Here is a 25,008-nt window from a genome sequence, read left to right on the forward strand (position 1 = left end):
ATGAGTCACCCAATCCTGACCGAAAAGACGGTCCTCTTGAACGCCAATGTGAAGAACAAGGAGGAGGCTGTTCGTCTGGCGGGACAGTTGCTCGTTGATCAGGGCTGTGTGGAACCTTCTTATATTGATAGGATGTTGGAACGGGAGCAATCCCTGTCCACCTATATCGGTAATTCCGTCGCCATTCCCCACGGGACTGAAAAGGGGAAAAAGAATATCCTGCGTTCCGGGATCTCCATCCTCCAGATCCCCGGGGGTGTCGACTTCGGTGACGGCCAGATGGCCAAAATTCTGATCGGGATCGCCGGCAAGGGGAACGAGCACATGGAAATCCTCTCGAAAATCGCCTTGGTCTGCGCTGAAGAGGAAAACGTGAGCAAAATGATCCACGCCCGATCCAAAGGGGAACTCTTTTCCCTCTTTGATGGGGTGAATTGATCATGCTGGCGGTTCATTTCGGTGCAGGCAATATCGGGAGAGGGTTTATCGGGGCATTGCTCAGCCGTTCGGGATACGAGGTCTGTTTTGTCGATATTCAGGGCCGGCTTGTGGAGACGATCCGGGAGCGAAGAGCCTATAAGGTTCACCTCTTGGAGGAAGAAGATAATAGAATCGACGTGAACCATGTGACCGCACTCAACAGCCGGACCGAACCGGAACGGGTGATCGAAGCAGTCGCCGGGGCGGACCTGGTAACCACGGCAGTCGGACCATCGGTGTTGAAGTCTGTCGCCCCGATCCTGACCGACGGGTTGTGCCTGCGCCTCGAAAAGGATGGCGGCCCCCTGAACGTGATCGCCTGTGAGAATATGTTGGGCGGATCCAGCCTGTTGAAAAAGCTGGTCACCAGTGAGATGACGGAGGAGGAGTGTCGGGAGGTGGATTCCCTGATCGGCTTTCCCGATGCTGCCGTCGACCGGATTGTGCCGGAACAAAAGGGAACCGATCGACTGGAAGTGGCGGTGGAGCCCTTTTATGAATGGGTTGTTGATGTTCGGGGGGTGAGAGGAACCGTCCCACCCATCCAAGGTGTCACCTATGTGAAGGACCTTACGCCCTACATCGAACGGAAACTGTTTACGGTGAACACCGGCCATGCCGTCTGCGCTTACCTGGGCTATATTATGGGGTATGGCACAGTACAGGAAGCGATCGCGGATCCCTCCGTGAGCGAAACCCTTCGGGGGGCTTTGGAGGAGACGGGGGAGTTCCTCGTGCAAAAACACGGATTTGATCCTCGGGATCATCAAAAATATATCGAGGAAATTCTGAATCGTTTCCGAAACCCCCATCTGAAGGACCCCGTCACCCGGGTCGGACGATCCCCCCTCCGAAAATTGGGCAGGGAAGATCGATTGTTGGGTCCCGCCCTCCAGATGATGGACCGCGGAATTCAACCCAACCACCTGGCAGTCGGAATCGCCGCCGCCCTTTGCTTCGATGATCCGGCGGACCCGGAAGCGGTAAAGCTGCAGCGAATGATCAAACGGGAAGGGCCTGCCGGGACGCTGCAGGCGATCGCCGGGATTGCCCCGGAACATCCTTTGGTGCGACGGGTGCGGGAGGGGTATCGAAAGCTCCGGCAAGGGACGTGACCCGGGTTTTGGTTACCCGGCGGAAATGAGGGATTCCATTTATAAGACAAAGAAAAAGAAGCCTGAGACATCGGGCTTCTTTTTCTTTAGAAGCGTTGTGAATGAGTGCTGGAGGGTCGGTCGGGATTGGGTTTCACATGACCTTTTCGTTGTTTCGAACTGACAAAATCATCCATGTGAAACCCTCTCCTCCCTGTGAGGACTTTTTACAACGCTTTCAGTTTAGTCCTCATCGAAAAAGTCTCCAATGTCATCCAAAAGTTCATCCCCGTCAGGGAGTTCAAAATCAGTTGCTTCTTCGATGGTTTCAGAGAGACCCTCCAATCCGTCTTCCGCCAGTTCGGAGAGAACCATGCCACCCAAGATTCCTGCGGCAAAACCTCCGACCATGCCTCCCCAGTTGGTTCCACCGCGGGCGGTGTGACCTTGGAAGGAGTGATTCTGCATGGGTGGGAAGCCGGAGGGATTGTTGACCATTTCCGCGAGAATTCCCCGGAGATGCTCCTGCAGATGGCTTTCATCATCCAATTGGTCGTTCTCGAGGAAGAGTTCCCTGCGGGCCTCCTGCTTGCCGAATCCGGTGAAGACATCCACTTCCAGGAGGAGACGGACGCCGGAAGAATCAAGAGCGGCGATAAATTCCACTTCCTCCACCTGTCCCTGAAGAAACTGCGTCGGAAACAATTCAAATTCTTGGGTTTGACCATTGAAGGAGCGGGAATCGTAGGTTTCCCGGAAACCGAGTTGGGAGAGGGCATCCAGTACTTTCTGCAATTGTCGGGGGGGATGGATCCGGATGGTGTCGTGATCGTGGTGATCGACACCTGCGGCGATATCCAAGTGGGTGTCAAAAGTGTAGAAGATGTGATTTCCCGAGACGGGAAGATTTGCCGGCAGGCTGTAGTTGAAAGGAAAGCTTCGGCGTTCAGCAGGTTGCACAGTGAAGGATTGCGGGAAAGGAAAGCTTTGTATGGTGTGGGACAGGGTCTTTTCCTTTACTCGAATATTCAGTCGTAGATCGATCTGGATCCGGTTGATCTGTTGATCGACGGTTCCGCCATGGATCAAAAGTTCGCCCTTTACCTCTTCACCAGGGAGATAATCTTCCTTTTCCAGGACCAGATCTACCTTTGCTCCGCCTTTGCCCAGCTTAGCCATCAGATTTTTAATCAAGGTATACCCTCCCATGGAGTTGATCTTTGGTGACAAGCCCAATATACCCAATCCGAAGGAAAAAGGCATCGGTCTGTAATCGAAATACTAATTTAGCCGTAGGCAAACCGATCTTTCCACCTGGCAGAGGGCGGAGGGATAATATGAAAGGAGAATACTTTGTAGTATCATAGAGGTTAAATATTCCGGTATGGAGTCAACTTGATCCATATTTTGAAAAACGATGAGAGTGTGAATGGGATGAGCAAGCTTCAGATCCAACAGACGCAACAAGGGGATGTGGAGGCTCTTCAGTTTAAATTTAACTTTTTTGAAAATAGATTTCGCATCTGTGTCTATCATGTGGATGGCCTGTTGCTGGAGACCGGGCCGCGGCGGGTTCGAAGAGAAGTGAAGAAGTTTGCAGAAGAGATTCAACCCCGAGCCATTGCCCTTACCCATTTCCATGAGGATCACAGCGGCAATGCGGGACTTCTGTCAAATCAGGGCAGGACTCCGGTCTGGATGGGGAAGCGGACGGCGGAAATTTTGTCCGACCCGCCCCGGATTCCCTTCTATCGGAAGCTGGTTTGGGGTTCGATCGATCCGGTCCGAGGGGAAGTGGGGGATGTGATTGAGACGGATCGCTTTCGTTTTCGGGCGATTCCCACCCCCGGTCATTCGGAGGATCATATCGCCTGGGTGGAAGAAGAGCAGGGCTGGGCTTTCACCGGGGACCTGTTTCTCGGTACCCGCCTCCACTATGGAATGCGCGAGGAATCCCTAACAGATCTGGCGGCTTCCATCCGGCGTCTGCTGACGTTTCCGATCCGGACGGTTTTCTGTTCTCATGCCGGGGTGATCCCGGAAGGGGCGAAGTCCTTGGAAAAGAAACTGGATTTTTTGGATTGGCTCCGTGATGAAACCTTCCGTCTTCACCGGCAGGGCGCCAGCTCCGGCGAAATCGCTTCCCGGCTGTTGAAAAAACAACCCGGACTGGTCTGGTTTTCCCGGGGAGAGTTGTCACCGGTTCATTTGATTCGCTCCATCCTTCGGGAAGAGGAAGGGTGACACAGTGATGTGTCAGGCGGATGGAAGATCCGATCCTTTGTCCGTCTCCATTTCTGCCATGTTCCGATCATAAATTTTGAAAAAGGGCAGATAAATGAAGAAAGAGATTGCGATGTTCAGCAAGACGAGTACAATGGCTCTCCAATCCCCTCCGGTTGCCAGATAGGCACCGATCGGGGCCGGCAGGGTCCAAGGGGGTTGGATATAGGTGGGAGTGACTAAACCTGCTGCTGTTGCAAAGTAGGACAGGGTGGCGGTGATCAGAGGTGTGATCACAAAGGGAACGATCATGATGGGATTTAAAACAATCGGCACACCGAAGATCACCGGTTCGTTGATATTAAAGATTCCGGGAACCAGGCAGGCTCTGGAGAGCGTCTTGGAGTATTTTGATTTGGAGAACAATAGCATCGCCAGCACCAGGCCCAGAGTCGCACCGGACCCTCCGATCCATATAAACCACTGGTAAAGGGTTTCCGGAGCGATGTGGGGAATATGGGAAGAGCCCGAGGCTACAGCATCAGCGTTATTAAAGAGGTACACTTCCCAAACGGGACGTGCGACTGTGCCCACGACGGAGACCCCGTGAATCCCGAAGGACCAAAAGAATGTTATCAGAAAAACCGGAATCCACACTCCGAAAATACTGTCTCCCGCCGTTACCAAGGGGCTGACAGCTTTGTCCACGACCTGATGCAGATCGATTTCGAAACCCACTGTGATCAAAGACATAAGGAGCACAACCAGTGCAACGGGGATCAGCGCTTCAAAAGATCGAGATACGGAGGCGGGAACCTGTTCCGGCATTTTGATTGTGATCTTGCTTCCTTTGCAAAGGCGCAGGACCTCCACGGAAAGGATGGAGACCAGCATGGCCACAAACAGACCGTGTCCCCCCAGGTTGTTCATGGGGAGTACAAATCCCAAATCTTCAATCATTTGGGGGGTGATGGTCAACAACAAGGCCGCCACCGCCGTCTGTGCCCCTGACAGGGGGTCCAAATCATAACTTTTGGCCAGATTGTATCCGACTCCGAAAGCGATATACAGCGACATGATAAACATGGTCAAACGGTAGGGGATCAAGATCTCGTTTGCATGTTTAGCAGCCCATTGGGAGATCAAGGAGTCTTCCGGCAGCGGGGGAAAAGCGACGATCAGGAAGAAGCTGCCAACAATGATGAAGGGCAATGCCGAAATCACTCCATCCCGAATCGCTCGCAGATGCCGTTGTTCAGACAGTCTGGCCATCGGTCCGGATAGATTTTTATCCAAAAAAGAGATGAAACCATTCATAGAGCTCTCCCTCCCTACTCAAAGTAGTACTAGATCCCCATGAGCTGTTTTACGGTGTTCAGCAAGATCGGCCCGCCCAGCGGTGTATAAGCCTGGGGGGGAATGGCCCCACAAGGTACGGAAGCTTTGTCAGCCGCCTTCTGGATCGATTCCATCCGGTGCCTCACCTGGGGTGCGACCATGACGAGATCCCAGCCCTTCTTCAATTCGGATTCGATGTCGCTTGTCCCCACCGCCAGCACTTCCAGCTCCAATCCCTGCTTTTCCCCCTCCTTTTTCAACGCCTGTACCACAATTGCACTGGACATACCTCCCGAACATACGAACAATACCTTCACACGACTCGCCTCCTCCGAAAATGAATTCAATATATTTAGTATGTTCCCGATGCGACGGAGATTCGGCCGGGCTTGAAAGAAGCATGGGAAGGGGTTGATTTGACGGCTCTTTTTATGTATGATTTAACTATCTTGTGTTACAAGATAGTATCCGGGAAGGGGGAATCTCCATCTCCAACTACAGTCAAATGCTGAAGGGGATTATGGAGGGGTGTATCCTCGCGGTGATCGAGGAAGGGGAGGTGTATGGGTATGAGCTCAGCCTCCGGTTGCAACAATACGGATTTCCCGAAGTGAGCGAGGGAAGCATTTACCCCTTACTGTTACGCCTGCAAAAGGAGAACCTGATCCGGGGCACCATGCACAAATCCCCCAGCGGCGGTCCACCGCGGAAATACTATCATCTGACTGAAGCGGGTACTGCTCAATTGATGCACTTTCGCCAACAGTGGACAGAGTTGAGTTCTGCCGTGAATCGGGTGATTCATGGGAAAAGGAAGTGATTTTATTTTTGATCAACTATCTTGCTTTGCAAGTTAGATGATCAAGTGAGGTGGATTTTATGAACACCGATGAGATGATTCAGATGAACAACCAGCTTCGTGAAAAACTGACTCCAAAAAACAGGGAGTATTACGAAAAGATGTTGCTCTATCTCCGTTCCAGTCCCGTGCCTCAACATCAGACGGAGGAATTGTTGCTGGAATGGTTGGAGCACTTATTGGAGGCGGAGAAGCAAGGGAAAACCGCCCTCGAGGTCTTCGGCCCCGATCCACAAGAATACTGTGAGGAAGTGGTGGAGGCCATGCCCGAGCGGGGATGGGCCTCCCTGGGAAAAGAAATTCTTTTTATCGCCTGGTTGGGTTTAACGTGGACTTTTTTGGTGCATGGAGTGCTGGGAATCACCTTCCAACTGGTGGGAGAGTGGTGGGAGATTCCCTTCCGGGAGGGTTACGGACCGGATCAGCTTTCCCTCCTGTTTGTGGTTCAAATTTTGTGGTTGTTTTTCTTTATCCAATGGGTTTTTCACCATTTCCGGAAGACCGCTTTCAGCGAAGAAGAGAAAGATGTCCGGCAGAATTTGAAGCTCGGTTTTATTTCTGCCATAGGGTTAGGGCTGGTCTGGTTGCTTGAGTTTTGGCTGGATCGCTGGTTGTCCCTGCCCACTATTCCTCTGTCTCCGGTGATGAGTATCATCCTGTGGGCGGTCTTTTACTCGGTTTACAGGCTTTGGATTAGAAAGTTGGATTTTTAAGAAGTCATTCCCTTATTTTGATTTATTTCCTGGGAAAAGGTTTCAGAAAACCACATCACGTAAGGAGGGGGGAAGGGGTTGATCCGTGTCGGCTTTTCCCATCTGGATTACAATGTATCCGACTTGAAAAAAGCTGTCGCTTTTTATGATCCGCTCATGAAATTCCTCGGGTTTTCCAAGGAAGTAGAGAGTCGGGAGTGGATTTTGTACGGAAACGGGCGGATGAAGTTGTGCCTCGTTCAATGTGGACCGTCCTTCGCTGGTGAGGGTTTCCATCGGAAACGACCCGGACTGAACCATATCGCTTTTCAGGCGGAGCACCGGGAAGATGTTGATCGGACGGCTGTCTTTCTCAATGAACACGGAATTGCTACTCTCTATCAAAGTCCGGGGCAATTTCATTCGGAGCTGGAATATTATGCGGTCTTTTTTGAAGATCCCTTTCGATTGAAGTTGGAAGTGGTGTACAGTCCCTGTTACTTAAAGGATGGGGAATGATTCATGTAATCCCATACCAAAAGCCAGCCCCCGAGGGAGGAGCCGGCGTTAGGTAATTTTCTTCAAGATGCGAGTCAAAGCCGGAACCTCATGGTTCATCTGTTGATTCAGTGGGTCGGTCGGGTTTGTAGCGGCCGGCTTTTTTGGCTGCTGTTTTGAGCAGAAATTCCATTTGCCCGTTGACGCTGCGGAATTCATCAGCCGCCCATTTTTCCAATACCTTGTACAGTTCAGGGTCAATGCGCAAGAGAAAGCGTTTTTTGGAACTCATGAGTACAGAGTGCCGGTATTGATGACCGGCTGTGTGTCCCTTTCAGCAACCAGTGCGACCATCAAGTTGTTGACCATTGCTGCTTTTCGCTCTTCATCCAACTTCACCAGTTGCTGATCTTCGAAGTGAGCAATGGCCATCTCCACCATGCCGACCGCCCCTTGCACGATTTTCTCCCGCGCGGCAATGATCGCTTCCGCCTGCTGACGTCTCAGCATCGCTTGGGCGATTTCCTGGGCGTAAGCCAGGTGACTGATACGGGCTTCCATGATTTCCACTCCGGCGACTTGTAACCGCTCCTGTGCCTGACGCTTCATTGCCTCGGCCACTTCCTCGGGAATTCCCCGCAACGAAGGAACTTGGTCGTCGTGGCTGTCATAGGGGTAGCTGCTAGCCAAAGCCCGGATGGCGGTTTCCGATTGAATGGCCACAAATTCTTCGTAATCATCTACATCGAACAATGCTTTGGCTGAATCGACCACCCGCCAGACGACGACGGCACCGATCTCGATGGGATTCCCCTTTGCATCGTTCACTTTCAATTTCCCGCTGTTGAAGTTGCGGACCCGGAGGGAAACCCGTTTTTTCAACGCGAGTGGGTTGGCCCAAAAAAAGCCTGAGCGCCGGATGGTGCCTGTATATTTTCCTAAAAAGATCAACACACGGGACTCATTGGGTTGAACGACAACATACCCGAGAAGGCCCACTGCAGCCGGTACTAGGAGCAAAATCCCGAGAGGTGGGTAAAAGAGGAGCAGCAGAACCCCTGCCAATGTAATCAATGCATGGATCAATACCACCGGGAAACCGCTGACATGCCAGGCAGATCGTTCATGGATTGGATCGACGGCCATGTTTTCATCCCCTTTGTTCATATTTGTCTATCAATATGATATCATTTAGATATAGTAATGACAACATATAAAACGCCATCACCTATAAAAGACTAATGATCAAAATCTTTTTGGAAAACTGGATAAAAAAAGAAAAGTGGTTCTTGCCACCTTTCCTCAGTGAGTGCGGTTCATTCTTTTTTTCTCCACAGGTAAAATGAATAAAGACCGTAATAGGCAATGAAGAGCCCTAGGATAAAAAATGCGATGACAATACCGTAGTCCTGGCTTGAAACCTCATGGCTTACCAGAGTTCTGACTCCATACTTAATCACCATATAGGCGATGATGAAGAGAAGGAGAAACCCATACCTCAGGAATTTTCTCTCTCGTTGCATCTCTTTTCCTTTCACCCTCATCCAATAGCGGAAATAACCGATCGACGAGCCGACAAAGAATAGAATCAAAAACAAACCACGCAAAGGATGCTGATCGATAAAAGCCTTGATTATGGTGAAGACGGCCATTACTGAAAGGATGACAGAGGCAATGATGTAATAGTGAATGGAACGGTTTCTCAAGGATTGTAAACCGCCTTTCGCCTGGGGTTGACTACACAATTACAATACCAAATCTAAGACATATCCGTTCAAGTGTTGATTAGCCATATTTTGGTTGGTGAGGATCGTGTATTCCCGCACGACCGTTGCACCCATAGGGCACAAGTCTCGCCAGGGTCGCTTCGCTCCCGTTCTCGCTATGGCAACAAATGACTCTCCTTCACTCATTTTCCGGTTAATCGACAGCCCTGATATCAGTTGCTACTTTTCTATACAAATGGGGGTTATATCAAATAGAATTAAGAAAAACAGGTGACAAAATGTACATCATGAATTGACACTTTTTGGGCATCGTAGTCATAATAGTATTATAATTTTGTTAACCATAACCGGGAAGGGGTGGAAAAATTGCAGAAACCGGTGGTTGAACAACAATCGATCCGCAATGAACGGGAGAGCGAAGGAAGGTATCTGTTATCCTTTGTCTGGATGCTCCTGTTTACAGGGATCTCCTTTGCATTGGTGGGAATGAAGCTGTTGCCAAACCTGATCATTCCGGTGATTCTTCTGTTGGCCTCTCTGCAGGTTCTGATGCAACTGTTCACCTTTATGCATCTCGATTTCAAATGGTATCTGACAGCCACTGTGTTTATGGGAAGCGGTTGCATCGTCGCTGCTACGGCGATCATCGCCATGCTCTTCTGGGTGTGAGATCGGGAAACCCTCTCCATGGAGAGGGTTTCCCGTGTCAAAAACGGCCGGTCCATTGGAAAAAGAGGACGATCACTCCCATTCCCCAGACGTAAACAGCGAAGATTTTGAGAGAGCTTTGTTTGAGCAGATTGATCATCCAACGGACCGCCAAGTAGCCGAACAGGGCGGACATGAGTGTCGCCATCACCAAGGAAGAGAGTGGAAGCACCTGAGTCTGCCCTGACATCAGATCGACAAACTGAAGGAGCAGCGCCCCGGCGATCGCCGGGATGGATAGAAAAAAGGAAAAGTGGGCGGCGGCGGATTTGTCGATGCGGCGAAACAAGGCGGCAGCGATCGTGAGACCGGAACGGGAGATGGCCGGCAGAATCGCCGCCCCCTGCCAGACTCCGATAAAAGCGGCATCAGCATAAGAGATCTCTTCCAACTGTTTATGGCCGTGCTGTTTCCAGTTATCGGAAAGCCACAGAATCAGGCCGGTGGCCAGAAATTCCCATCCGATCGTGACCCCGGTCTCTGAGATCTCTTCAAAGAAATCTTTGAAAGCGAGCCCGATGATCACCGTGGGGATGGTCCCTGCCACCAAAAGTCCGCCCATTCGACTGAAGGGGTTTTTCAGGAGGGAGATGATCTCCTCCCGATACACCGCCAAGACAGCGATCAGGGTGCCGAGGTGGAGCATGGTGTCCAAGAACAACCCCGCCTCGTCCAAGCCGAACAGATGTCTGCCGAGATACAGATGACCGGTGCTGCTGACGGGCAGGAATTCAGTCAGCCCCTGGATGATGCCCAGCACCGTGGCTTCCAGCCAATCCATGGGGAACCCCCTTCGCCCGTCCGGTGGCGGGCATGCAGAAGATTAACGATCGAGCAGGTGGCCGATGGCGTCCACCACTTCCATAAAAGAGGTCTGTTCGTCAAAACGACCTGCCAAATTTCCTTCCGGGTCGATCAGCACGGAGGTGGGGACCGAGGTGAGACCATAAGCGTCATACGTGGAACGTCCCTCATCCAGCAATACGGGAAACCGGTACCCGTGTTTTCGGATGAAGGGTTTCACCTGCCGGGGATCCGCCTCCCGGCCCGTCACATTGATTGTGAAAAACGCAAAGCGGGAAGAGTCCAGCGAGCGGGCGAAGATTTCCTTCCGGGGCAGATCCGCCTGACAGGAGGGACACCATGTCACCCAGAAAGAGAGAAGAACCACTTTTCCCCTGAAATCCTGCAGGCAGACCCTTTTGCCGTCCAAGGCGGGCAGGCAGAAGTGGGGAGCTTTTTCCACCGGCATGGACCGAACCTCCTTTCAAACTTCACACCCGGGTGAGGGCCAATCCGACAAAGAGCAGGAGCAGAGAGATTTTCTGCAAGAAAGAGAGTCGTTCCCCAAAACAGCGGATCGACAGCAAAGCAACCACCAGGCTGTTGGTGGCAAAGAGAGGAGCCACAATACTGGCCAGCCCCTCGATCAGAGCCAAAGTGTACAGTTGCATTCCGATGAAGGAAAAGATTCCGGCGATGCCCCCCCACAAAAGACCGGTCCGAATCCCGATCCGCTTTCGTATTTCCTGCTTGGAAGGGGACCTTCTGAGAATTTCTATACTCATCCACAGCCAGCTGAACAGATAACCGTAAAACAGAACAGTCTCCCCGGCCATATCCATTTCGTCGGTCACTTTCAGGCCACCGTTTCGAAACGTGAAAAACAGCGTGGCGGCAATTACGAGGGCGTACCAGGACCGATTCCGGATGGATAACTCTTCATCGGGATCGATGGGGATCAGGAAGACCGCTCCCACCAGCAGTATCACCCCCATCCATTCAGTAAGAGAGAGAGCTTCTCCGTACCATGTGACTGAGAAGGCGATAATCAACAAAATATTGGTGTTGACGAGAGGTGAGGTCAGGCTGGCCGGTCCTTTGGCCAAGGCCAACATGAACAGCCAGTTTCCCGCTGCTGAACCCAGACCCACAATCAGACCTCCGAGCAGGATTGGCAGGTCTAAACGGAATTGACCGGTGACGGCCATCCAGATGGCAAATCCGAGGGTGCCGGTCAGATAAAGACTCCACAAGGTATGGGTGACCGAACCTTGGCGGGCGGAGCTGACCTTCATCAAGAAGCCGGACATGCCGAAGGTGACAGAGCTTAACAGAGCCCAGAAAAACCACATGGCTTCTGCGATCCTTTCTCTTGAACTGTTTTTTCTTCGATAACCACCCTATCACAGGCTCCGCTCCTAAGTCCACGGGCGTGTCCCCTCCTTTCTATCTATACATAGTCTGACCGGGACAAAAGATGCCACTTGCATAAGCATGCGCTTTCCACCGCATTCTAATGAAAGGTGTCAGGGCTTTTCAATCAACTGGAAAATGGGCAGCGGAAGCGAGGGATTTGTTCCCCATGGGGTAACGACACGGTGGAACATCATGGACCCATTTGGGAAGATGAATATCTGATTGGAGGGATGGAGATGGAAAAGGAGGACCGGGATCGGGGGCGCCCCCATTTGGATCCGCTGGAGCAAGCGACGGAAGCGCTTCCGAAACGGGATCGATATTCGAGGGAAGAAGCAAAAGAGACTGAACGCTTGGATCACGAGGAAGAGGTGCAGGCTCCAAAGCGGCTCTCCTACAGTGAACAATTGAAACGACTCTGATTGTGGAGGCAAATCGTCTTCCGGTTGTCACAAGGAAGAGGACTGGTCCTCCGGCAATTTTGTTACAATGGAGATGAAAACAACGGTCCGTCCCAGCGGACCGTCTTTTGGCTGGAGGGAGTTGCATGTCACATCTGGACAATCTGAAAGAGGCGGCCAGGGAACAGATCGCCCATCTGTTGCCGAGTAACATTTTTGATGAGTTCGACCAGCTGAACTCGCGGATGCTGATCGCCGTCACCTGCTTACAGCGGGGACTGAAGGATCTCGCATATCCGTTGTTCGAATCCATCGCCGAGCATGGTCCCAATGATAATGAGAACCACCATTTCGCCTATGTGCGCAGCTTGGTGGAGATGGCGGAGATGGATGCGGAAAATGAAAATTTTGCGGAGGCAGAAAAGAAAATGGACACGGCCCTGCAGGAGTTTCCCGAGTCGATGGGGTATATGATGAGCCGGGTTCATCTGGAAGTCTATCTCAACTATTACCGCTTCCGCCTGGGTGAAAAGGAAGCAGCTTATGCCGGTTTGGAAGAGATTATCCGGCGGGAGGAGAAGCGGTTCCGGGAATTGGGCCCCGAAGACGGACGGAACTTGGTGGGACCGGGCCTCTCCTATGCCATACACCAGTTGGCCCTGTTCCACGGAGAGGAAGGAAATTGGAAACAGGCTGTGGAGACCTTCCGCCGGCTGCGGGAAACCGTTTCCGAGGTGGATGAGAAAAGCTGGGAGCAAGCTGAAAGCTTGGCCAAAGAAGGTCGGTATGCGGAGTCTTTTCAGCAGATGGAGGAATCAGTCAGCTATCAGGCGGGGTAGGAACGGTCACACCGTGCCGACCCTCCGCAATGGGACTTATCAGATGATTTGTTCAAAGGAGGCTTCCGTTATGCGGGCAGTTATCGTGAAGCAGCCCGGCGGACCGGAACAGCTGGAATTGGGAGAAGCACCTCTCCCCCGGCCTGCCGAAGACGAGCTGTTGGTACGGGTGCAAGCTACCGCCCTCAACCGGGCCGACATTCTGCAACGGCAGGGAAAATACCCCCCACCGCCAGGGGCCAGCCCGATCCTGGGACTGGAGATGGCCGGAGTGGTGGAAGAAGTGGGAGAGAAGTGTCAGGGTTGGCAGGTGGGGGATCGGGTGTTTGGACTCCTGCCGGGGGGCGGGTACGCGGAATACGCAGTGATCCCCGGGGAGATGGCCCTCCCCGTTCCGAAAAGACTGAATATGATGGAAGCGGCGGCGATCGCCGAAGTGTTCCTGACTGCTTATCAAGCCTTGTTCTGGTTGGGTGATTTGCAAAAAAGGGATCGGGTATTGATTCACGCCGGAGCCAGCGGAGTGGGAACGGCGGCGATTCAGTTGGCCAAGGCCTTTGGGACCACTGTCTTCACCACCGCCGGTTCCCGAGAAAAACTAAAAGCTTGCCTTTCCCTTGGCGCGGATCTGGCACTCAACTACAAAGAGGGGCCCTTCGCCCCGGCAGTCCAAGAGGCGGCGGGAGTGGAAGGGGTACAGGTGATCCTGGATTTTGTAGGGGCACCCTACTGGGAACAAAACCTCGACTGTCTGGGGATGGACGGCAAACTGATCCTGATCAGTACCCTGGGAGGCACCCATCCGGAAAAATTTAGTCTGGGCCCCTTCCTGACTAAGCGTCTGCAATTGATCGGAACCACTCTTCGCTCCCGCAGTCCAGACTACAAAAAGCGTCTTACCCGGGATTTCGCCGATATGGCGCTTCCCCTCTTGGATCATGGGCGGATCCAACCGATCATCGACCGCATCTTCCCTTGGAACGAAGTAGGTGAAGCCCACCGCTATATGGAGGAAAACCGGAATATCGGGAAGATCGTGTTGCAAGTGGAGTGATCCATGGGCCGTGTCCCCCCACCCGCTGCCGGGAGAGAAAGTTTATGCTTTTGTCCTGATTTAAGCGTACAACCTTTCATCCGGGAAGCCGAATAGGATATGACGAACTCACTCAGAAAGGGGGAGACGGTCCATGAGCTACGGAGGATATGGCTATGGATTCGGGCTGGGTCGTCTGCTGTTATTCCTGTTGGTGATTGCCACGATCTTTGCCTTGATCGGATTCTACAGCGGCTACTGATCCCGATCGAACTTTGAAAAAAGTCCCGGCAACGGGGCTTTTTTTCATTTTTTGTCGAGATGCGCGCATGAAGGGGGTGGCGACGGCACATTATACAGGTGATACGATTGCGGAGGAGGCCTGTACAGATGGAAGGTTCATACGTGGAACAAGCATTGCAGGAGTATAAGGAAGGTGTGGGCGCTTTTAAAAAGGATTTGCCCGAAATTGCCCACCAATACATGAAATTTACTGAAGCTTGTTTTGAAGAAGGGGAGTTGTCCGTCAAGAACAAACACCTGATTGCTGTCGCACTCGGTGTGATGAGTAATGATGAGTATTGCATCATTTACCACGCCAAGGGGGCGATCGATCAAGGAGCCAGTGACCGGGAGATCATGGAGGCTGCCGCGGTTGCTGGTGCCTTTGGCGGCGGTTTGGCCATATCCCAAACCGTCACCTTGCTTCGGGATGTATTGGATGAATTTCGTGGAGGCGCATCCCCGGCAGGACAAAGAATCAACCACTGACCCCTGTGTTTGGAGTTGAAAGATGGAGCTTCTTACCTCTAATTCTAAAGATAAAAGATCTCCTCTCTTCCATGCCGGGGCGGAAGCGGCTGAAGTCGAGGGGGGCGGCCTCAGCCGAATTGGCCCCCCTATAAAGCCGTGTTAAGATGAAGTTGCAATCACGAAGGGAGAGGGTTTTTATTTTAAGGCCAAAAGTTTCCACAACCATCGAACATGCCATGTTTAACTCCCACCATATGAGTTTTCCGGAATATATCCACAATCTGGATAAAAAGATGGAAGTGGAAAAAAGGCGGGAACAGGAATATCGAAAGGCGAAACAATGGTTGGTGGAGACCAGGGTTTAAAAAATCAGGACCATAGTAAACTGGATTGCAACCGGTGGCGGATGGCTACCGGTTTGTCATTTTACAAAATCGTGATTTGAAGAAGATGATATAATGCCAGAAGGCGGATCAATCAACCATCCGTTGGATGGGAGGAAAAAGGAGAAGGGTGAATCGATGTCAAAAAAATATAGTATGACCTGGGATTTGGATACGTTTTTTCCCGGGGGAAGTGATTCTCCGGAGTTTAAGCGTTTTCTGGATGAGTTGGAAGGGGATGTGGACGGATTTAGCCGTCAAATTCGTCAACTGGAAAAAGCTCCTGCGAAACATGCTCATTCCCTGCAGGAGATTGTGGCCATTCTGCAGGATCTGACCGCCCGCTTGGAAGAATCGGGCTCTTTTATCGAGTGTCTGGCCTCTCAAAACATGAAAGATGAACAGGCCAAGATTCATCGTGCCCGTCTTTCCCAAACGGGGGCCGCTTTCCATTCAGCTATGACCCGATTGGACCGTCTCTTTCTGGAGATGTCCGACGAAGAATGGGCTTCTTTCCTGAAGAATCCAGAAATCGATCCGATCGCTTTCTCTCTGGATGAGCGGCGTCGGCGGGCGGCGGAAAAACTTCCTCCGGAAATGGAAAGCCTGGCAGGGGATCTCTCCGTCGATGGGTATGATGCTTGGGGCGAACTTTACAACACCGTCGTCGGCCGGATGACCATTCCCATCGAAGAAGACGGAAAGACTCGGGAATTCTCCGTCGGTCAGGCATCCAACAAACTGACCAGCAGCAACCGGGAGCTGCGCCAACAAGTGTTCCATCGAATGGAGGATGCATGGAAGGAACAAGAGGATCTGTTGGCCGCCAGCCTGAATCACCTCGGCGGTTTCCGACTCAACCTCTACCGTCAGCGGGGATGGGATTCTGTCCTCAAAGAACCTCTGGATCTCAATCGGATGTCGGAAGCGACACTGAACACGATGTGGGAAGTGATCAGTCAAAACAAGCAAGAGATCCTTCGCTACTTTGAACGGAAGGCTTCTCTTCTCGGGTTACATAAATTGAGCTGGTACGATATTTACGCTCCGATCAGCCGGGAGGAGTCCCATGTCCCTTATGACGAAGCGGCGGAATTTATCTTGGAACAGTTTCAACATTTCGATCCGGAGATGGCCGCTTTCGCCAAGCGGGCGTTTGATGACCGCTGGATCGAAGCGGAGGATCGCCCGGGAAAAAGGCCCGGTGGTTTTTGCACCAATTTTGGTGTGAGCAATCAGACCCGGATCTTCATGACCTACTCCGGTACTGCCGGAAACATCAGCACCTTGGCCCACGAACTGGGGCATGCCTATCATCAGCATGTGATGACCGATTTGCCGGTGATGGCCCAGCAATATGCGATGAATGTCGCGGAGACCGCCTCCACCTTCGCTGAATCGATTGTCTCTGATGCTTCCATCCGCCACGCCCCCACCGAGGAACGCCGAATCGCCCTCCTGGAGGATAAGATCCAGCGAGCCGTCGCCTTCTTTATGGATATCCATGCCCGATTCCTGTTTGAGATCCGTTTTTACGAGGAACGGAAAAAAGGACTGGTCTCTCCGGACCGGCTGAAGGAACTGATTCTGGAGGCGGAAAAGGAAGCCTTCTGTGACGGGCTGGAGGAATATCATCCCTATTTTTGGGCTTCCAAGCTCCATTTTTACATCACGGGAGTGCCCTTCTACAACTTCCCTTACACCTTCGGCTATCTCTTCAGCACGGGCCTGTATGGTCGTGCTCTGAAAGAAGGATCCGCCTTTGCCGGGAAATATGTCGATCTTTTGCGGGATACCGGACGGATGACCGTGGAAGATCTGGCGCAAAAACATCTGGGTGTGGATCTCACCCGGCCGGATTTCTGGCAGGAAGCCGTCAATCTGGTGAAAGCGGATATCGATCAATTCCTGAAACTGACGGAAACAGCTTGATGACATCGGATCCGGCGCCTGAGTGCACCGGGTCCTTTTTTTGGAGCAGGGGATCCGGGATGAATCGGAGAAAACATTTCTTATGGATGATGACAAGAGTGATCACGATCCTTTGAGGGATCCCCGGTTCAAATTGAACTTGGGATTAACTCTGAAGAAAGCGGGTGATGATTCTGGAAAATTTCGATCAATTTTGGCCTTTTTATCTGTCACATGTGGATCGATTATCTCTTCCGTCACGTGGATACGGTTCGTCTGGGAATCTCCACCTGGTCCGGAAACGAGCGGATGATCCGTCTGGCGGCCCGCTGTGGCATGGTGGAGGAAGGAAGGATCCGGAAAGCCCGGATCGTCCGGGGGAGGTATTATGACTCGGTCAAGATGGGGATCCTCCGGGAAGATGGGAAGCGATGATGAGGGGGTTATCTCCTTATTCGGAGTGAAAATCGACGATTGCCTCAAAGGTCTCTCCAAGAGGCCTATTTTTTGTGGTGAGGCAATGAGTGTATTGGAGGCAATTTCCATTGACGGTTTGTTGAACGAATTGTACATTAAATAACGAATATGAACATAATATAACATAAAATATGTTCGTTTATGTTCGATATTTGAAAAGGAGTTTTACTCTGTATGTTATCTGCGGAACGCCGGCGTTTGATTCAACAAAAGTTGGAGCGGGAAGGTGTTGTCAAGGTCAGTGATTTGACAGAGGAATTGGGGGTCTCTGCCATGACGATCCGCCGGGACCTGGATCAGTTGGAACAGGAGATGGCAATTCGGCGCACCCATGGCGGGGCGGTGCTCAACCCCTCCCGACTTCGGGAATCACCGTTACGGGAAAAGGAGATCCGGAACGGACAGGCAAAAAAAGCGATGGCCCGGGCGGCATTATCCTTGTTGAGCTCCGGGGAGAGCATTATTTTGGATGCGGGTTCCACCCACCTGACCTTTGCCCGGGAGTTAAAACGGATGAAAGATCTGCTCCTGGTGACCAATGATATTAAAATCGCCGTGGAATTGGGGGAGGAAGAGGGAATTCGGGTGATTTTGACCGGTGGCGAGTTGAAACCCCATGTATACAGCCTGGAAGGATATTTTGGAGAAACGATGTTAAAAGATCTGCAGGTGGATACCGCTTTTGTGGGGTGCGACGGCTTTAGCCCGGAGGGTGGAATTCAAACCAACAGTTTACCGAAGGTGAAGATGAAACAGGCTATGCTCAGTCGGGCCGGTCGCCGGGTGCTGATGGCGGATGCCAGCAAGTTGAATCAGCCGGGTCTGGTGCGCTTTGCATCCCTGGAAGAGTTTCAGATGATTATCACCGATGACCGGATCACCGATGAGTTCCGGGAAGTGTGTGAGGAGTTGAAGATCCAGCTGATCGTCGCCGAAGGGGGAGACGAGAGGCGGACTTCAGAAAGGAGTTGCTGATGAAGGCGGGGATTATTGCTGATGATTTGACAGGTGCCAATGCCACCGGTGTCCGTCTGTCCAAACAAGGGTTTCGCACCGCTTCCACCGTGTTTGGATTGGACCAGCCCAAAGGCGATTTTGATGCGATCTGTGTGGACACTGACAGTCGCTATGCAACAGTGGACGAGGCCCGGCGCCGGGTCCGGGAAACAGCTGAATCGATGCAGAAAAGCGGGATTAACATTTTTTGCAAACGGATCGACAGTACATTCCGGGGAAATATCGGGGCGGAGATTGAGGCGCTGCTGGAAGTGCTGGGGGAAGAGGCGACGGCGGTGGTGGTCCCCTCTTTTCCCGATTCCGGGAGAGTGACAGTGGGTGGATATCTCATGGTCCATGGGGTTCCTCTTCAACGGACCGATGTGGCCTTGGACCCGATCGCTCCCATACGACATTCCTTTATCCCCAGGCTTCTCGAACAGCAGACCCGATATCCGATCGCTTTCATCGAGTTGGAAACGGTTCTGAACGGAGAAACCGCCATCTCCTCGGCACTGTCTGAGGCGATCGAACAGGGGCACCGCATGGTGGTGGTGGACGCTGCAACGGAGGAGCAAATCGCCCAAATTGCCAGAGGGATGGTAAAGACAGGCAAACCTGTGATTCCGGTGGATCCGGGGCCGCTGACGGTGGCTTGCATCCAGACACGGTTCCGGTCCCAGCTTTCGGGCAGCAAAGTGTTGGTGACAGTGGGAAGTGTGACTCGCACCTCGGGGAGACAGTTGGAACGGTTGATCCGGGAGTGGGACTGTAAACCGGTGTATATCCCTCCGGAAGCTTTGATCCTGGAGTCAGAAAGAAGGGAGAAGGCGATGGAGGAAGCGATTGCCGCGGCCCTAAAGCGGAGCCGGCGGGATTCCGTGGTCGTGGTGACCACGTATCACCCGGATCAAAGAGTGCTCGATCTGGCCACCATCGCCAAAGAACACGGCACCTCGGAGAGTTCTTTGGCCAAAAGTATCACCGATGGACTCGCCGGGGTCACCCGCCGGGTGATGGAGAAGAGTCAGGGGGAAATCGGGGGGTGTTTTTCCAGCGGTGGGGATGTGACGGCTTCTCTGTTTGCGGTGACGGGAGCCAAAGGAATTGAACTGATGGATGAAATTCAACCTTTGGTCGCCTACGGACGTTTTGTGGGAGGCTATCTGGATGGGACGCCCATTGTCACCAAAGGGGGGATGGCTGGGGGAGAGGATGCCATTCACATCAGTGTCCGTTTTTTGCGGGCACAATTGTTAAAGAACCGATAAGGAGTGTGGAATTTGGATAAACCATTGATTGCTGTCTCCATGGGAGACCCTGCCGGAGTCGGACCGGAAATCACAGTCAAAGCTCTGAATAATCCCGAAATCTACGAGGTGTGCCGCCCGGTGGTCACCGGTCATCGGGAAGTGCTGCAACAGGCGATGGAATTCAGTGATGTCCATCTGGAGTTGCATGAAATCGAAAGGCCTCAGGATGGCCGCTTCCAGCATGGCACCATCGATCTGGTCCACCTGGACAATGTGCGGATGGAGGAATTGAAGCTGGGAGCCATCCAGCCCATGGGTGGCCGGGCCGCCTACGATTATTTTATGTTGGCTGGCCGATGGGCCCATGAAGGGGTGGTAGACGCAGTTGCCACCACCCCGATCAATAAGGAATCGCTGCAAGCAGCCCAAGTTCCCTTCATCGATCATACGGCAATGATCGCCCATATCTCGGGAGTGGAAGATCCTTTAACAATGTTTGAGGTACGAAACTTGCGGATCTTTTTCCTGACCCGGCATCTCTCTCTGAAGGATGCGATCGAGTTGATCGATGCCGACCGGGTGTATGATTACCTGAAACGGTGTGATGATGCCCTGCGCAAGTTGGGCTTGAAAAAGCGCAAACTGGCGGTGGCCGCTCTCAATCCCCATGCCGGGGAACAAGGACTGTTCGGAAGGGAAGAAATGGATCAATTGACACCGGGAATCCAACGGGCTACAGCGGAGGGAATCGATGCCCATGGCCCGGTGCCGGCGGATTCGGTTTTCTATCAAGCCCAGCAGGGTCGATATGATGCGGTTTTGTCCCTGTATCATGACCAGGGACATATCGCGGCCAAGATGCTCGACTTTGAACGAACCGTCTCCATCACCAGCGGGGTTCCCTTCCTGCGCACATCCGTGGATCACGGCACCGCTTTCGATATTGCAGGGAAAGGAATTGCCAGCCCGGTCAGCATGGAAGAATGTATCAAGGCAGCAGCCAAATATGCACCTCAATTTGTGCGGAACTAGAAGCATTGTGAAAAAGCCGTTTACAGGGTGGGCCGGGTTTCACATGCAGGAGTTTGGCAGTTCACCACCCCCTATTCCGACCGATCCGGCTATCACTGATTCACAACGCTTCTGGGGTGGGTTTCCATGATATATAGGGAGGGGCGGGTGTGACCGTCTCCGATCCTAGCAAAGAACGCAAAGGATCTCCGCCGGTCACACCGGCTCGACTCTCAGGAATGTATGGGTGACACGGCCCTTAATCTGCCGTACGAAACCTGACAGGAGGGAAACAGGATGAGTAATGTAGGCATGATGATATTGGGTTTGGTGCTGGGGATCGGGATCTTGATTCTTTTGGTCCTGAAAACCAAGGTTCACGCTTTTCCCGCATTGATCATCGCGGCTTCGATCACGGGATTGGTCGGGGGCATGGCGCCTCCGAAAGTGATCGATGCGATCACTGCCGGTTTTGGCAATACTTTGGGATCGATCGGTCTGGTCATCGGATTCGGGGTGATGATGGGTCGCATTCTGGAGGTTTCCGGTGCGGCGGAGCGATTGGCCTTCACGTTTCTGAAATGGTTGGGAAAACGGAAGGAAGAGTGGGCGTTGGCTTTGACCGGGTACGTAGTGTCGATTCCCATTTTTGTTGACTCCGCCTTCGTTATCTTAACGCCCCTTGCGAAAGCGCTTTCCAGCAGGACCGGAAAATCTGTGGTCGGATTGGGGGTGGCCTTGGGGATTGGTCTGGCAGCCACTCACCATGCGGTTCCCCCCACTCCGGGTCCTTTGGGAGTGGCCGGAATCTTCAAGGTGGACGTCGGGGTGATGATGCTCTGGGGACTGATCTTTGCCATCCCGATTATCATTACGGGCGTTTACTACGGAAAATGGATCGGTAAAAAGATTTACCAATTGCCGGATGAAGAGGGCACCGGTTGGGTGCGTCCGGATCAGCCCCAAACTTTCCAGGAGTTTGTCGAAAAAGAGGAGAAGAAAAACCTCCCATCACTGACCCGGGCGGTATTGCCCATACTGATCCCTCTGATTCTGATTTTGGGCAACACCATCTTGTCAGCCATGGAACTGAAGGGTGGACTTTATGACTACCTCATCTTTCTGGGATCCCCGGTGATCGCAGTCGGTATCGGTCTCCTCATCGCCCTGTACGGGTTGTTCGGCCATCTTCGCCGTTCTGAGGCATTGGATCGGATGGAAGAAGGGATCCAATCCGCCGGGATCATTCTGCTGGTGACGGGTGCCGGTGGCGCTTTGGGCAATGTGTTGAGGGAAAGCGGGGCGGGGGATGAGATCGCCAACCTGATCGCTCAAACTGCAATTCCCGCAATTTTGTTGCCTTTCTTCGTAGCCACGATTGTCCGCCTGATCCAGGGAAGCGGTACCGTGGCCATGATCACCGGGGCCTCCATCTCAGCACCGATCCTCGCCAATCTGGATGTGAACATGGCCCTTGCTGCACAAGGGGCTGCCTTGGGAGCGATGATTTTTTCCTACTTCAACGACAGTTTGTTTTGGGTTGTTAACCGGATGTTGGGAATTCGAAATGTGAAAGAACAAATTCTGACCTGGTCTGTTCCCACCACTCTTGCTTGGGGGGTTTCGCTGGTGATGTTGGTGGTGGCCAACTTGATTGTCGGCTGACACTTCCCGGACATAGATTCACCTTCTTTTGTAATTGAAAAATTGAATTCCTTCAGGAGGCCATTCACATGCCATGTGAATGGTTTTTTTGGGCGAAAAACAAGGCCGGAATCGTGGTGGGTCGGGGATCAGTATCTTTCACCAATTAAAAACAAAACCCAAAATGCAGTTTAGATGAGTGGATAATAATAACCAGAATCTACGGATTATTACTGTTTCGGGCTCTGTGAATCTGTTATAATGGTTTTCTCAGTATCCCATGTTTTCCTAATTCTCTCTCAAGGGGGCGCAAATATTGAACTGGCAACGGGGATTGTTGATGGGGTTGGCTTCCGCCGTTCTCCTGGGGACGGGATGGATGCCTGCAGCCAATGTTTCGGCAAAACCTTCTTCCTATGTCAAAGATCCGAAAGTGGAGGATGTGGGGCCGAAATTGAGGGAAGATTCATTGGAAAAAGCGATAGACGAAGGACGACTGAAAGTTCCAAAACAAGGGTTCCGTTCTTTTTCCGCCACCAAGGAAAACCAGGTGGGGGATATGGTTCAGTGGCCGGTGAGCAACGATGTGACCGGCAAATATGATTTTGAGATGTTCACTCTTCGCGCCATCGGAAAGTACGGCGAAGTCTGGGTGGCCAATGATCTGGATTTTCCGGAAGGAGATCCCCGGAACGACCGTGTTCGCATCAGTGACGAAAAAGTGAAGTATCTTCTCGATGAATTTGATCACAACATGTACGAGAAAGAAGTGGAATTTTTCGCTCCCCCCAAAGAGCGGACAGGGACTCGCTCCGAGGTGGATTGGTATCGGGAGAAGAACGGCCGGGTGGCCATCCTGGTAACCAATATCAAGGATGCCAACTTCTATGATCCCAACTATCCCAGCTACATAGCCGGTTATTTCTCCCCCACCGTCAGTGAGTTTGCCGATCGCAACGTGATGACGATCGACAATTACGATTGGGATAACCGGACGGGTCCCGATGCTCCAAAACCCTATCTGTATGAAGGAACATTTGCCCATGAGTTTCAGCACCTCCTTCACCATGACACGGACAGTGCCGAGGAGAACTTCATCAACGAAGGGCTCTCGGATTTTGCCCAGTATATTGTTGGTTATGGTCACTCCACCGGTCATGTGGACTTTTTCATGGATCATCCGAAAAATTCCTTGGTCCTGTGGGGAGACCGTGGGGATCTGGAGATTCTGGGTGATTACGGAAATGCTTATCTGTTTCAACTCTATCTGTATGAACAGTTTGGAGAGAAATTCACCCGGAACCTGTTTCAAAACCGAAAGCAGGGCATCGCCGGCATCAATGATGTGTTGTCTCAAATGGGTAAAGGCAAAAATAAAGGTCTGAACTTTGAAAAAGTGTATGCTGATTACATGACGGCCCTGATTGTGGATGCCAAATACAAGGGAAGCGACCGGTTTCAGTTCCGTTCCATCGATCTGAAACCGGATATGGATGCAGCTGCCAAACTGGATGCCACCGCCCCGGCCTGGGGAACCGACTTCAAGGTGATCCAACCTGATAAGAAGATTGATCATCTGTATTTTAAAGGAATTGATTTCCTGGGCACCAAATGGAAGTCTGTGGATGATTCGGAAAAAGGAAAGGTTCTCTGGGGGAACACTGCGGACCAAGGGGATCACCAATTGCTCAAGGAGCTGGATCTGACGGGTCTCTCCCAAGCCACTCTTACCTTTGACCATAAATATGAGATCGAAGAAGAGTGGGATTACGGCATGGTACAGGTCTCTGTCGACGGCGGTAAGACCTGGACCTCTCTCGCAAACGAAAACACCCGGGACGAGATCAACCCCAACGGCTATCCCGCCATCAAGGAAAATCTGCCTGGATTTACCGGCAGCTCTCAGGGATGGACCACGGAAACCTTTGACCTGTCCAAGTACACCGGCCGGAAAATTCTCCTCAATTTTCGCTATATGACCGATTGGGCCTTCAATGATGCCGGATGGTACGTCTCCAACCTGCGGCTCAACGGAGAGGTGATCGACCCGATGACCTCCACCGCCGGATTTATGAGCCTGGAGGAAGCGGTGAAGGAGTATGTCAATTACCAGGTTCAGTTTGTCGGATATCAGCAGAAGAAAAACGGTAAAGAGAAGATCCGGGTAATCCAGTTCCCCGATCTGCTCAACATGAAGGATCAGGATCGAATCGACCTGAGAAAAATGCTGAAGGACACCAAAAACTATGACCGGATCATCATGATGGTGACCTATGCCGCACCTCAGTGCAAGGCGGGTGATGCACCCTACGAATATGAGGTGGTGAAGAAGAGGTCGAAGAAAAAATAAAACCGAGCGCAAGAAGAAGAACCCGGCTTTGGAGAAGCCGGGTTCTTTCAATGAATAAATGACGCAGATGCGGTTGCAGTTCCATCCCCGGGTGGAATTTGTCTGCACGGCTCAGTTCATCTGGGAGCCACCATTAGGG

27 protein-coding genes and 1 pseudogene are annotated in these 25,008 nt (G+C 52.1%); 19 read left to right on the plus strand and 9 right to left on the minus strand.

The annotated features are described in order from the left end of the window. Complete coding sequence (locus IEV46_RS06885) at positions 1 to 438, plus strand: PTS mannitol transporter subunit IIA (RefSeq protein ID WP_188431323.1); 438 nt, start codon at positions 1 to 3, stop codon at positions 436 to 438. A 2-nt stretch (positions 439 to 440) separates the two neighbouring features. Beyond that, complete coding sequence (locus tag IEV46_RS06890) at positions 441 to 1,595, plus strand: mannitol-1-phosphate 5-dehydrogenase (protein WP_188431325.1); 1,155 nt, start codon at positions 441 to 443, stop codon at positions 1,593 to 1,595. A gap of 222 nt (positions 1,596 to 1,817) precedes the next feature. Here the strand turns inward: IEV46_RS06890 and IEV46_RS06895 are convergent, their stop codons facing one another. Next, positions 1,818 to 2,768 (minus strand): sporulation protein, encoded by a 951-nt coding sequence (locus IEV46_RS06895; protein ID WP_188431327.1) that lies wholly within the window; start codon positions 2,766 to 2,768, stop codon positions 1,818 to 1,820. Positions 2,769 to 3,008: 240 nt separating this feature from the next. On the opposite strand from IEV46_RS06895, the gene IEV46_RS06900 reads away from it, so the two are divergent. Beyond that, positions 3,009 to 3,818, plus strand: coding sequence for an MBL fold metallo-hydrolase (locus IEV46_RS06900; RefSeq protein ID WP_188431329.1), 810 nt, complete (start codon positions 3,009 to 3,011; stop codon positions 3,816 to 3,818). Between the two features lie 12 nt (positions 3,819 to 3,830). Here IEV46_RS06900 and IEV46_RS06905 read toward each other — a convergent pair whose 3' ends face one another. Both IEV46_RS06905 and IEV46_RS06910 read right to left on the minus strand, forming a co-directional pair. Beyond that, complete coding sequence (locus tag IEV46_RS06905) at positions 3,831 to 5,114, minus strand: PTS sugar transporter subunit IIC (protein ID WP_188431331.1); 1,284 nt, start codon at positions 5,112 to 5,114, stop codon at positions 3,831 to 3,833. 29 nt (positions 5,115 to 5,143) lie between these two features. Next, a complete protein-coding gene (locus IEV46_RS06910) occupies positions 5,144 to 5,452 on the minus strand; it encodes a PTS sugar transporter subunit IIB (RefSeq protein ID WP_188431333.1) in 309 nt (102 codons plus the stop codon). Positions 5,453 to 5,640: 188 nt separating this feature from the next. Between IEV46_RS06910 and IEV46_RS06915 the strand changes: the two genes are divergently transcribed. The 3 genes from IEV46_RS06915 (at position 5,641) to IEV46_RS06925 (ending at position 7,205) form a co-directional block, all read left to right on the plus strand. Beyond that, positions 5,641 to 5,955, plus strand: a complete 315-nt coding sequence (locus IEV46_RS06915; protein ID WP_188431874.1) for a PadR family transcriptional regulator — start codon at positions 5,641 to 5,643, stop codon at positions 5,953 to 5,955. Between the two features lie 59 nt (positions 5,956 to 6,014). Next, the gene (locus IEV46_RS06920; protein ID WP_188431335.1) at positions 6,015 to 6,707 is read left to right on the plus strand and encodes a DUF1129 family protein; all 693 of its coding nucleotides are present in this window, start codon (positions 6,015 to 6,017) and stop codon (positions 6,705 to 6,707) included. A gap of 78 nt (positions 6,708 to 6,785) precedes the next feature. Continuing rightward, positions 6,786 to 7,205, plus strand: coding sequence for a VOC family protein (locus tag IEV46_RS06925; RefSeq protein WP_188431337.1), 420 nt, complete (start codon positions 6,786 to 6,788; stop codon positions 7,203 to 7,205). Positions 7,206 to 7,293: 88 nt separating this feature from the next. Here the strand turns inward: IEV46_RS06925 and IEV46_RS06930 are convergent, their stop codons facing one another. The 3 genes from IEV46_RS06930 to IEV46_RS06940 all read right to left on the minus strand — a co-directional run bounded on the left by IEV46_RS06930 (position 7,294) and on the right by IEV46_RS06940 (position 8,890). Next, positions 7,294 to 7,476, minus strand: coding sequence for a type II toxin-antitoxin system antitoxin (locus tag IEV46_RS06930; protein ID WP_188431339.1), 183 nt, complete (start codon positions 7,474 to 7,476; stop codon positions 7,294 to 7,296). After that, entirely contained in the window at positions 7,473 to 8,315 is an 843-nt protein-coding gene (locus tag IEV46_RS06935) for an SPFH domain-containing protein (protein WP_229735990.1), read from the minus strand. Before IEV46_RS06935 ends, IEV46_RS06930 begins: the two co-directional genes overlap by 4 nt. A gap of 185 nt (positions 8,316 to 8,500) precedes the next feature. Then, positions 8,501 to 8,890 carry a hypothetical protein gene (locus IEV46_RS06940; protein ID WP_188431343.1) on the minus strand — a complete coding sequence of 130 codons (390 nt, stop codon included), beginning with the start codon at positions 8,888 to 8,890 and terminating at the stop codon, positions 8,501 to 8,503. Positions 8,891 to 9,277: 387 nt separating this feature from the next. On the opposite strand from IEV46_RS06940, the gene IEV46_RS06945 reads away from it, so the two are divergent. Continuing rightward, entirely contained in the window at positions 9,278 to 9,580 is a 303-nt protein-coding gene (locus IEV46_RS06945) for a cytochrome C oxidase subunit IV family protein (protein ID WP_188431345.1), read from the plus strand. Positions 9,581 to 9,617: 37 nt separating this feature from the next. Here the strand turns inward: IEV46_RS06945 and IEV46_RS06950 are convergent, their stop codons facing one another. The 3 genes from IEV46_RS06950 to IEV46_RS06960 are packed head-to-tail and all read right to left on the minus strand — an operon-like array spanning position 9,618 to position 11,754. After that, positions 9,618 to 10,400 (minus strand): undecaprenyl-diphosphate phosphatase, encoded by a 783-nt coding sequence (locus IEV46_RS06950; protein WP_188431347.1) that lies wholly within the window; start codon positions 10,398 to 10,400, stop codon positions 9,618 to 9,620. A gap of 42 nt (positions 10,401 to 10,442) precedes the next feature. Continuing rightward, complete coding sequence (locus IEV46_RS06955; RefSeq protein WP_188431350.1) at positions 10,443 to 10,871, minus strand: TlpA disulfide reductase family protein; 429 nt, start codon at positions 10,869 to 10,871, stop codon at positions 10,443 to 10,445. Between the two features lie 22 nt (positions 10,872 to 10,893). Further along, on the minus strand, positions 10,894 to 11,754 hold the full coding sequence (locus IEV46_RS06960) for a DMT family transporter (RefSeq protein WP_188431352.1): 861 nt from the start codon (positions 11,752 to 11,754) through the stop codon (positions 10,894 to 10,896). 246 nt (positions 11,755 to 12,000) lie between these two features. Here IEV46_RS06960 and IEV46_RS06965 point away from each other — a divergent pair, with 246 nt between their 5' ends. The 12 genes and pseudogenes from IEV46_RS06965 to IEV46_RS07015 all read left to right on the plus strand — a co-directional run bounded on the left by IEV46_RS06965 (position 12,001) and on the right by IEV46_RS07015 (position 24,869). After that, positions 12,001 to 12,240, plus strand: a complete 240-nt coding sequence (locus tag IEV46_RS06965; protein ID WP_188431354.1) for a hypothetical protein — start codon at positions 12,001 to 12,003, stop codon at positions 12,238 to 12,240. Positions 12,241 to 12,365: 125 nt separating this feature from the next. Then, complete coding sequence (locus IEV46_RS06970) at positions 12,366 to 13,058, plus strand: tetratricopeptide repeat protein (RefSeq protein ID WP_188431356.1); 693 nt, start codon at positions 12,366 to 12,368, stop codon at positions 13,056 to 13,058. 70 nt (positions 13,059 to 13,128) lie between these two features. Then, entirely contained in the window at positions 13,129 to 14,112 is a 984-nt protein-coding gene (locus tag IEV46_RS06975) for an NAD(P)H-quinone oxidoreductase (protein ID WP_188431358.1), read from the plus strand. A gap of 369 nt (positions 14,113 to 14,481) precedes the next feature. After that, positions 14,482 to 14,862, plus strand: coding sequence for a carboxymuconolactone decarboxylase family protein (locus IEV46_RS06980; RefSeq protein WP_188431360.1), 381 nt, complete (start codon positions 14,482 to 14,484; stop codon positions 14,860 to 14,862). 218 nt (positions 14,863 to 15,080) lie between these two features. Continuing rightward, positions 15,081 to 15,209: a YuzK family famiily protein gene (locus IEV46_RS18805; RefSeq protein WP_505712042.1), complete on the plus strand. Its 129-nt coding sequence runs from the start codon at positions 15,081 to 15,083 to the stop codon at positions 15,207 to 15,209. A gap of 156 nt (positions 15,210 to 15,365) precedes the next feature. Further along, entirely contained in the window at positions 15,366 to 17,159 is a 1,794-nt protein-coding gene (locus IEV46_RS06985; protein WP_188431363.1) for a M3 family oligoendopeptidase, read from the plus strand. Positions 17,160 to 17,372: 213 nt separating this feature from the next. Continuing rightward, positions 17,373 to 17,573, plus strand: a pseudogene (locus IEV46_RS06990) (GNAT family N-acetyltransferase); the annotation flags it as partial. Between the two features lie 216 nt (positions 17,574 to 17,789). After that, a complete protein-coding gene (locus IEV46_RS06995; protein WP_188431365.1) occupies positions 17,790 to 18,590 on the plus strand; it encodes a DeoR/GlpR family DNA-binding transcription regulator in 801 nt (266 codons plus the stop codon). Then, positions 18,590 to 19,882 carry a four-carbon acid sugar kinase family protein gene (locus tag IEV46_RS07000; protein WP_188431367.1) on the plus strand — a complete coding sequence of 431 codons (1,293 nt, stop codon included), beginning with the start codon at positions 18,590 to 18,592 and terminating at the stop codon, positions 19,880 to 19,882. Before IEV46_RS06995 ends, IEV46_RS07000 begins: the two co-directional genes overlap by 1 nt. Before the next feature lie 12 nt (positions 19,883 to 19,894). Continuing rightward, a complete protein-coding gene (pdxA, locus tag IEV46_RS07005) occupies positions 19,895 to 20,896 on the plus strand; it encodes a 4-hydroxythreonine-4-phosphate dehydrogenase PdxA (RefSeq protein WP_188431369.1) in 1,002 nt (333 codons plus the stop codon). A gap of 276 nt (positions 20,897 to 21,172) precedes the next feature. Beyond that, a complete protein-coding gene (locus IEV46_RS07010) occupies positions 21,173 to 22,540 on the plus strand; it encodes a GntP family permease (protein WP_188431371.1) in 1,368 nt (455 codons plus the stop codon). Positions 22,541 to 22,835: 295 nt separating this feature from the next. Beyond that, on the plus strand, positions 22,836 to 24,869 hold the full coding sequence (locus tag IEV46_RS07015) for a M6 family metallopeptidase (protein WP_188431374.1): 2,034 nt from the start codon (positions 22,836 to 22,838) through the stop codon (positions 24,867 to 24,869). Positions 24,870 to 25,008 lie beyond the last annotated feature (139 nt).

The organism is Kroppenstedtia guangzhouensis (genome assembly GCF_014637345.1).
Taxonomy (GTDB): domain Bacteria; phylum Bacillota; class Bacilli; order Thermoactinomycetales; family DSM-45169; genus Kroppenstedtia; species Kroppenstedtia guangzhouensis.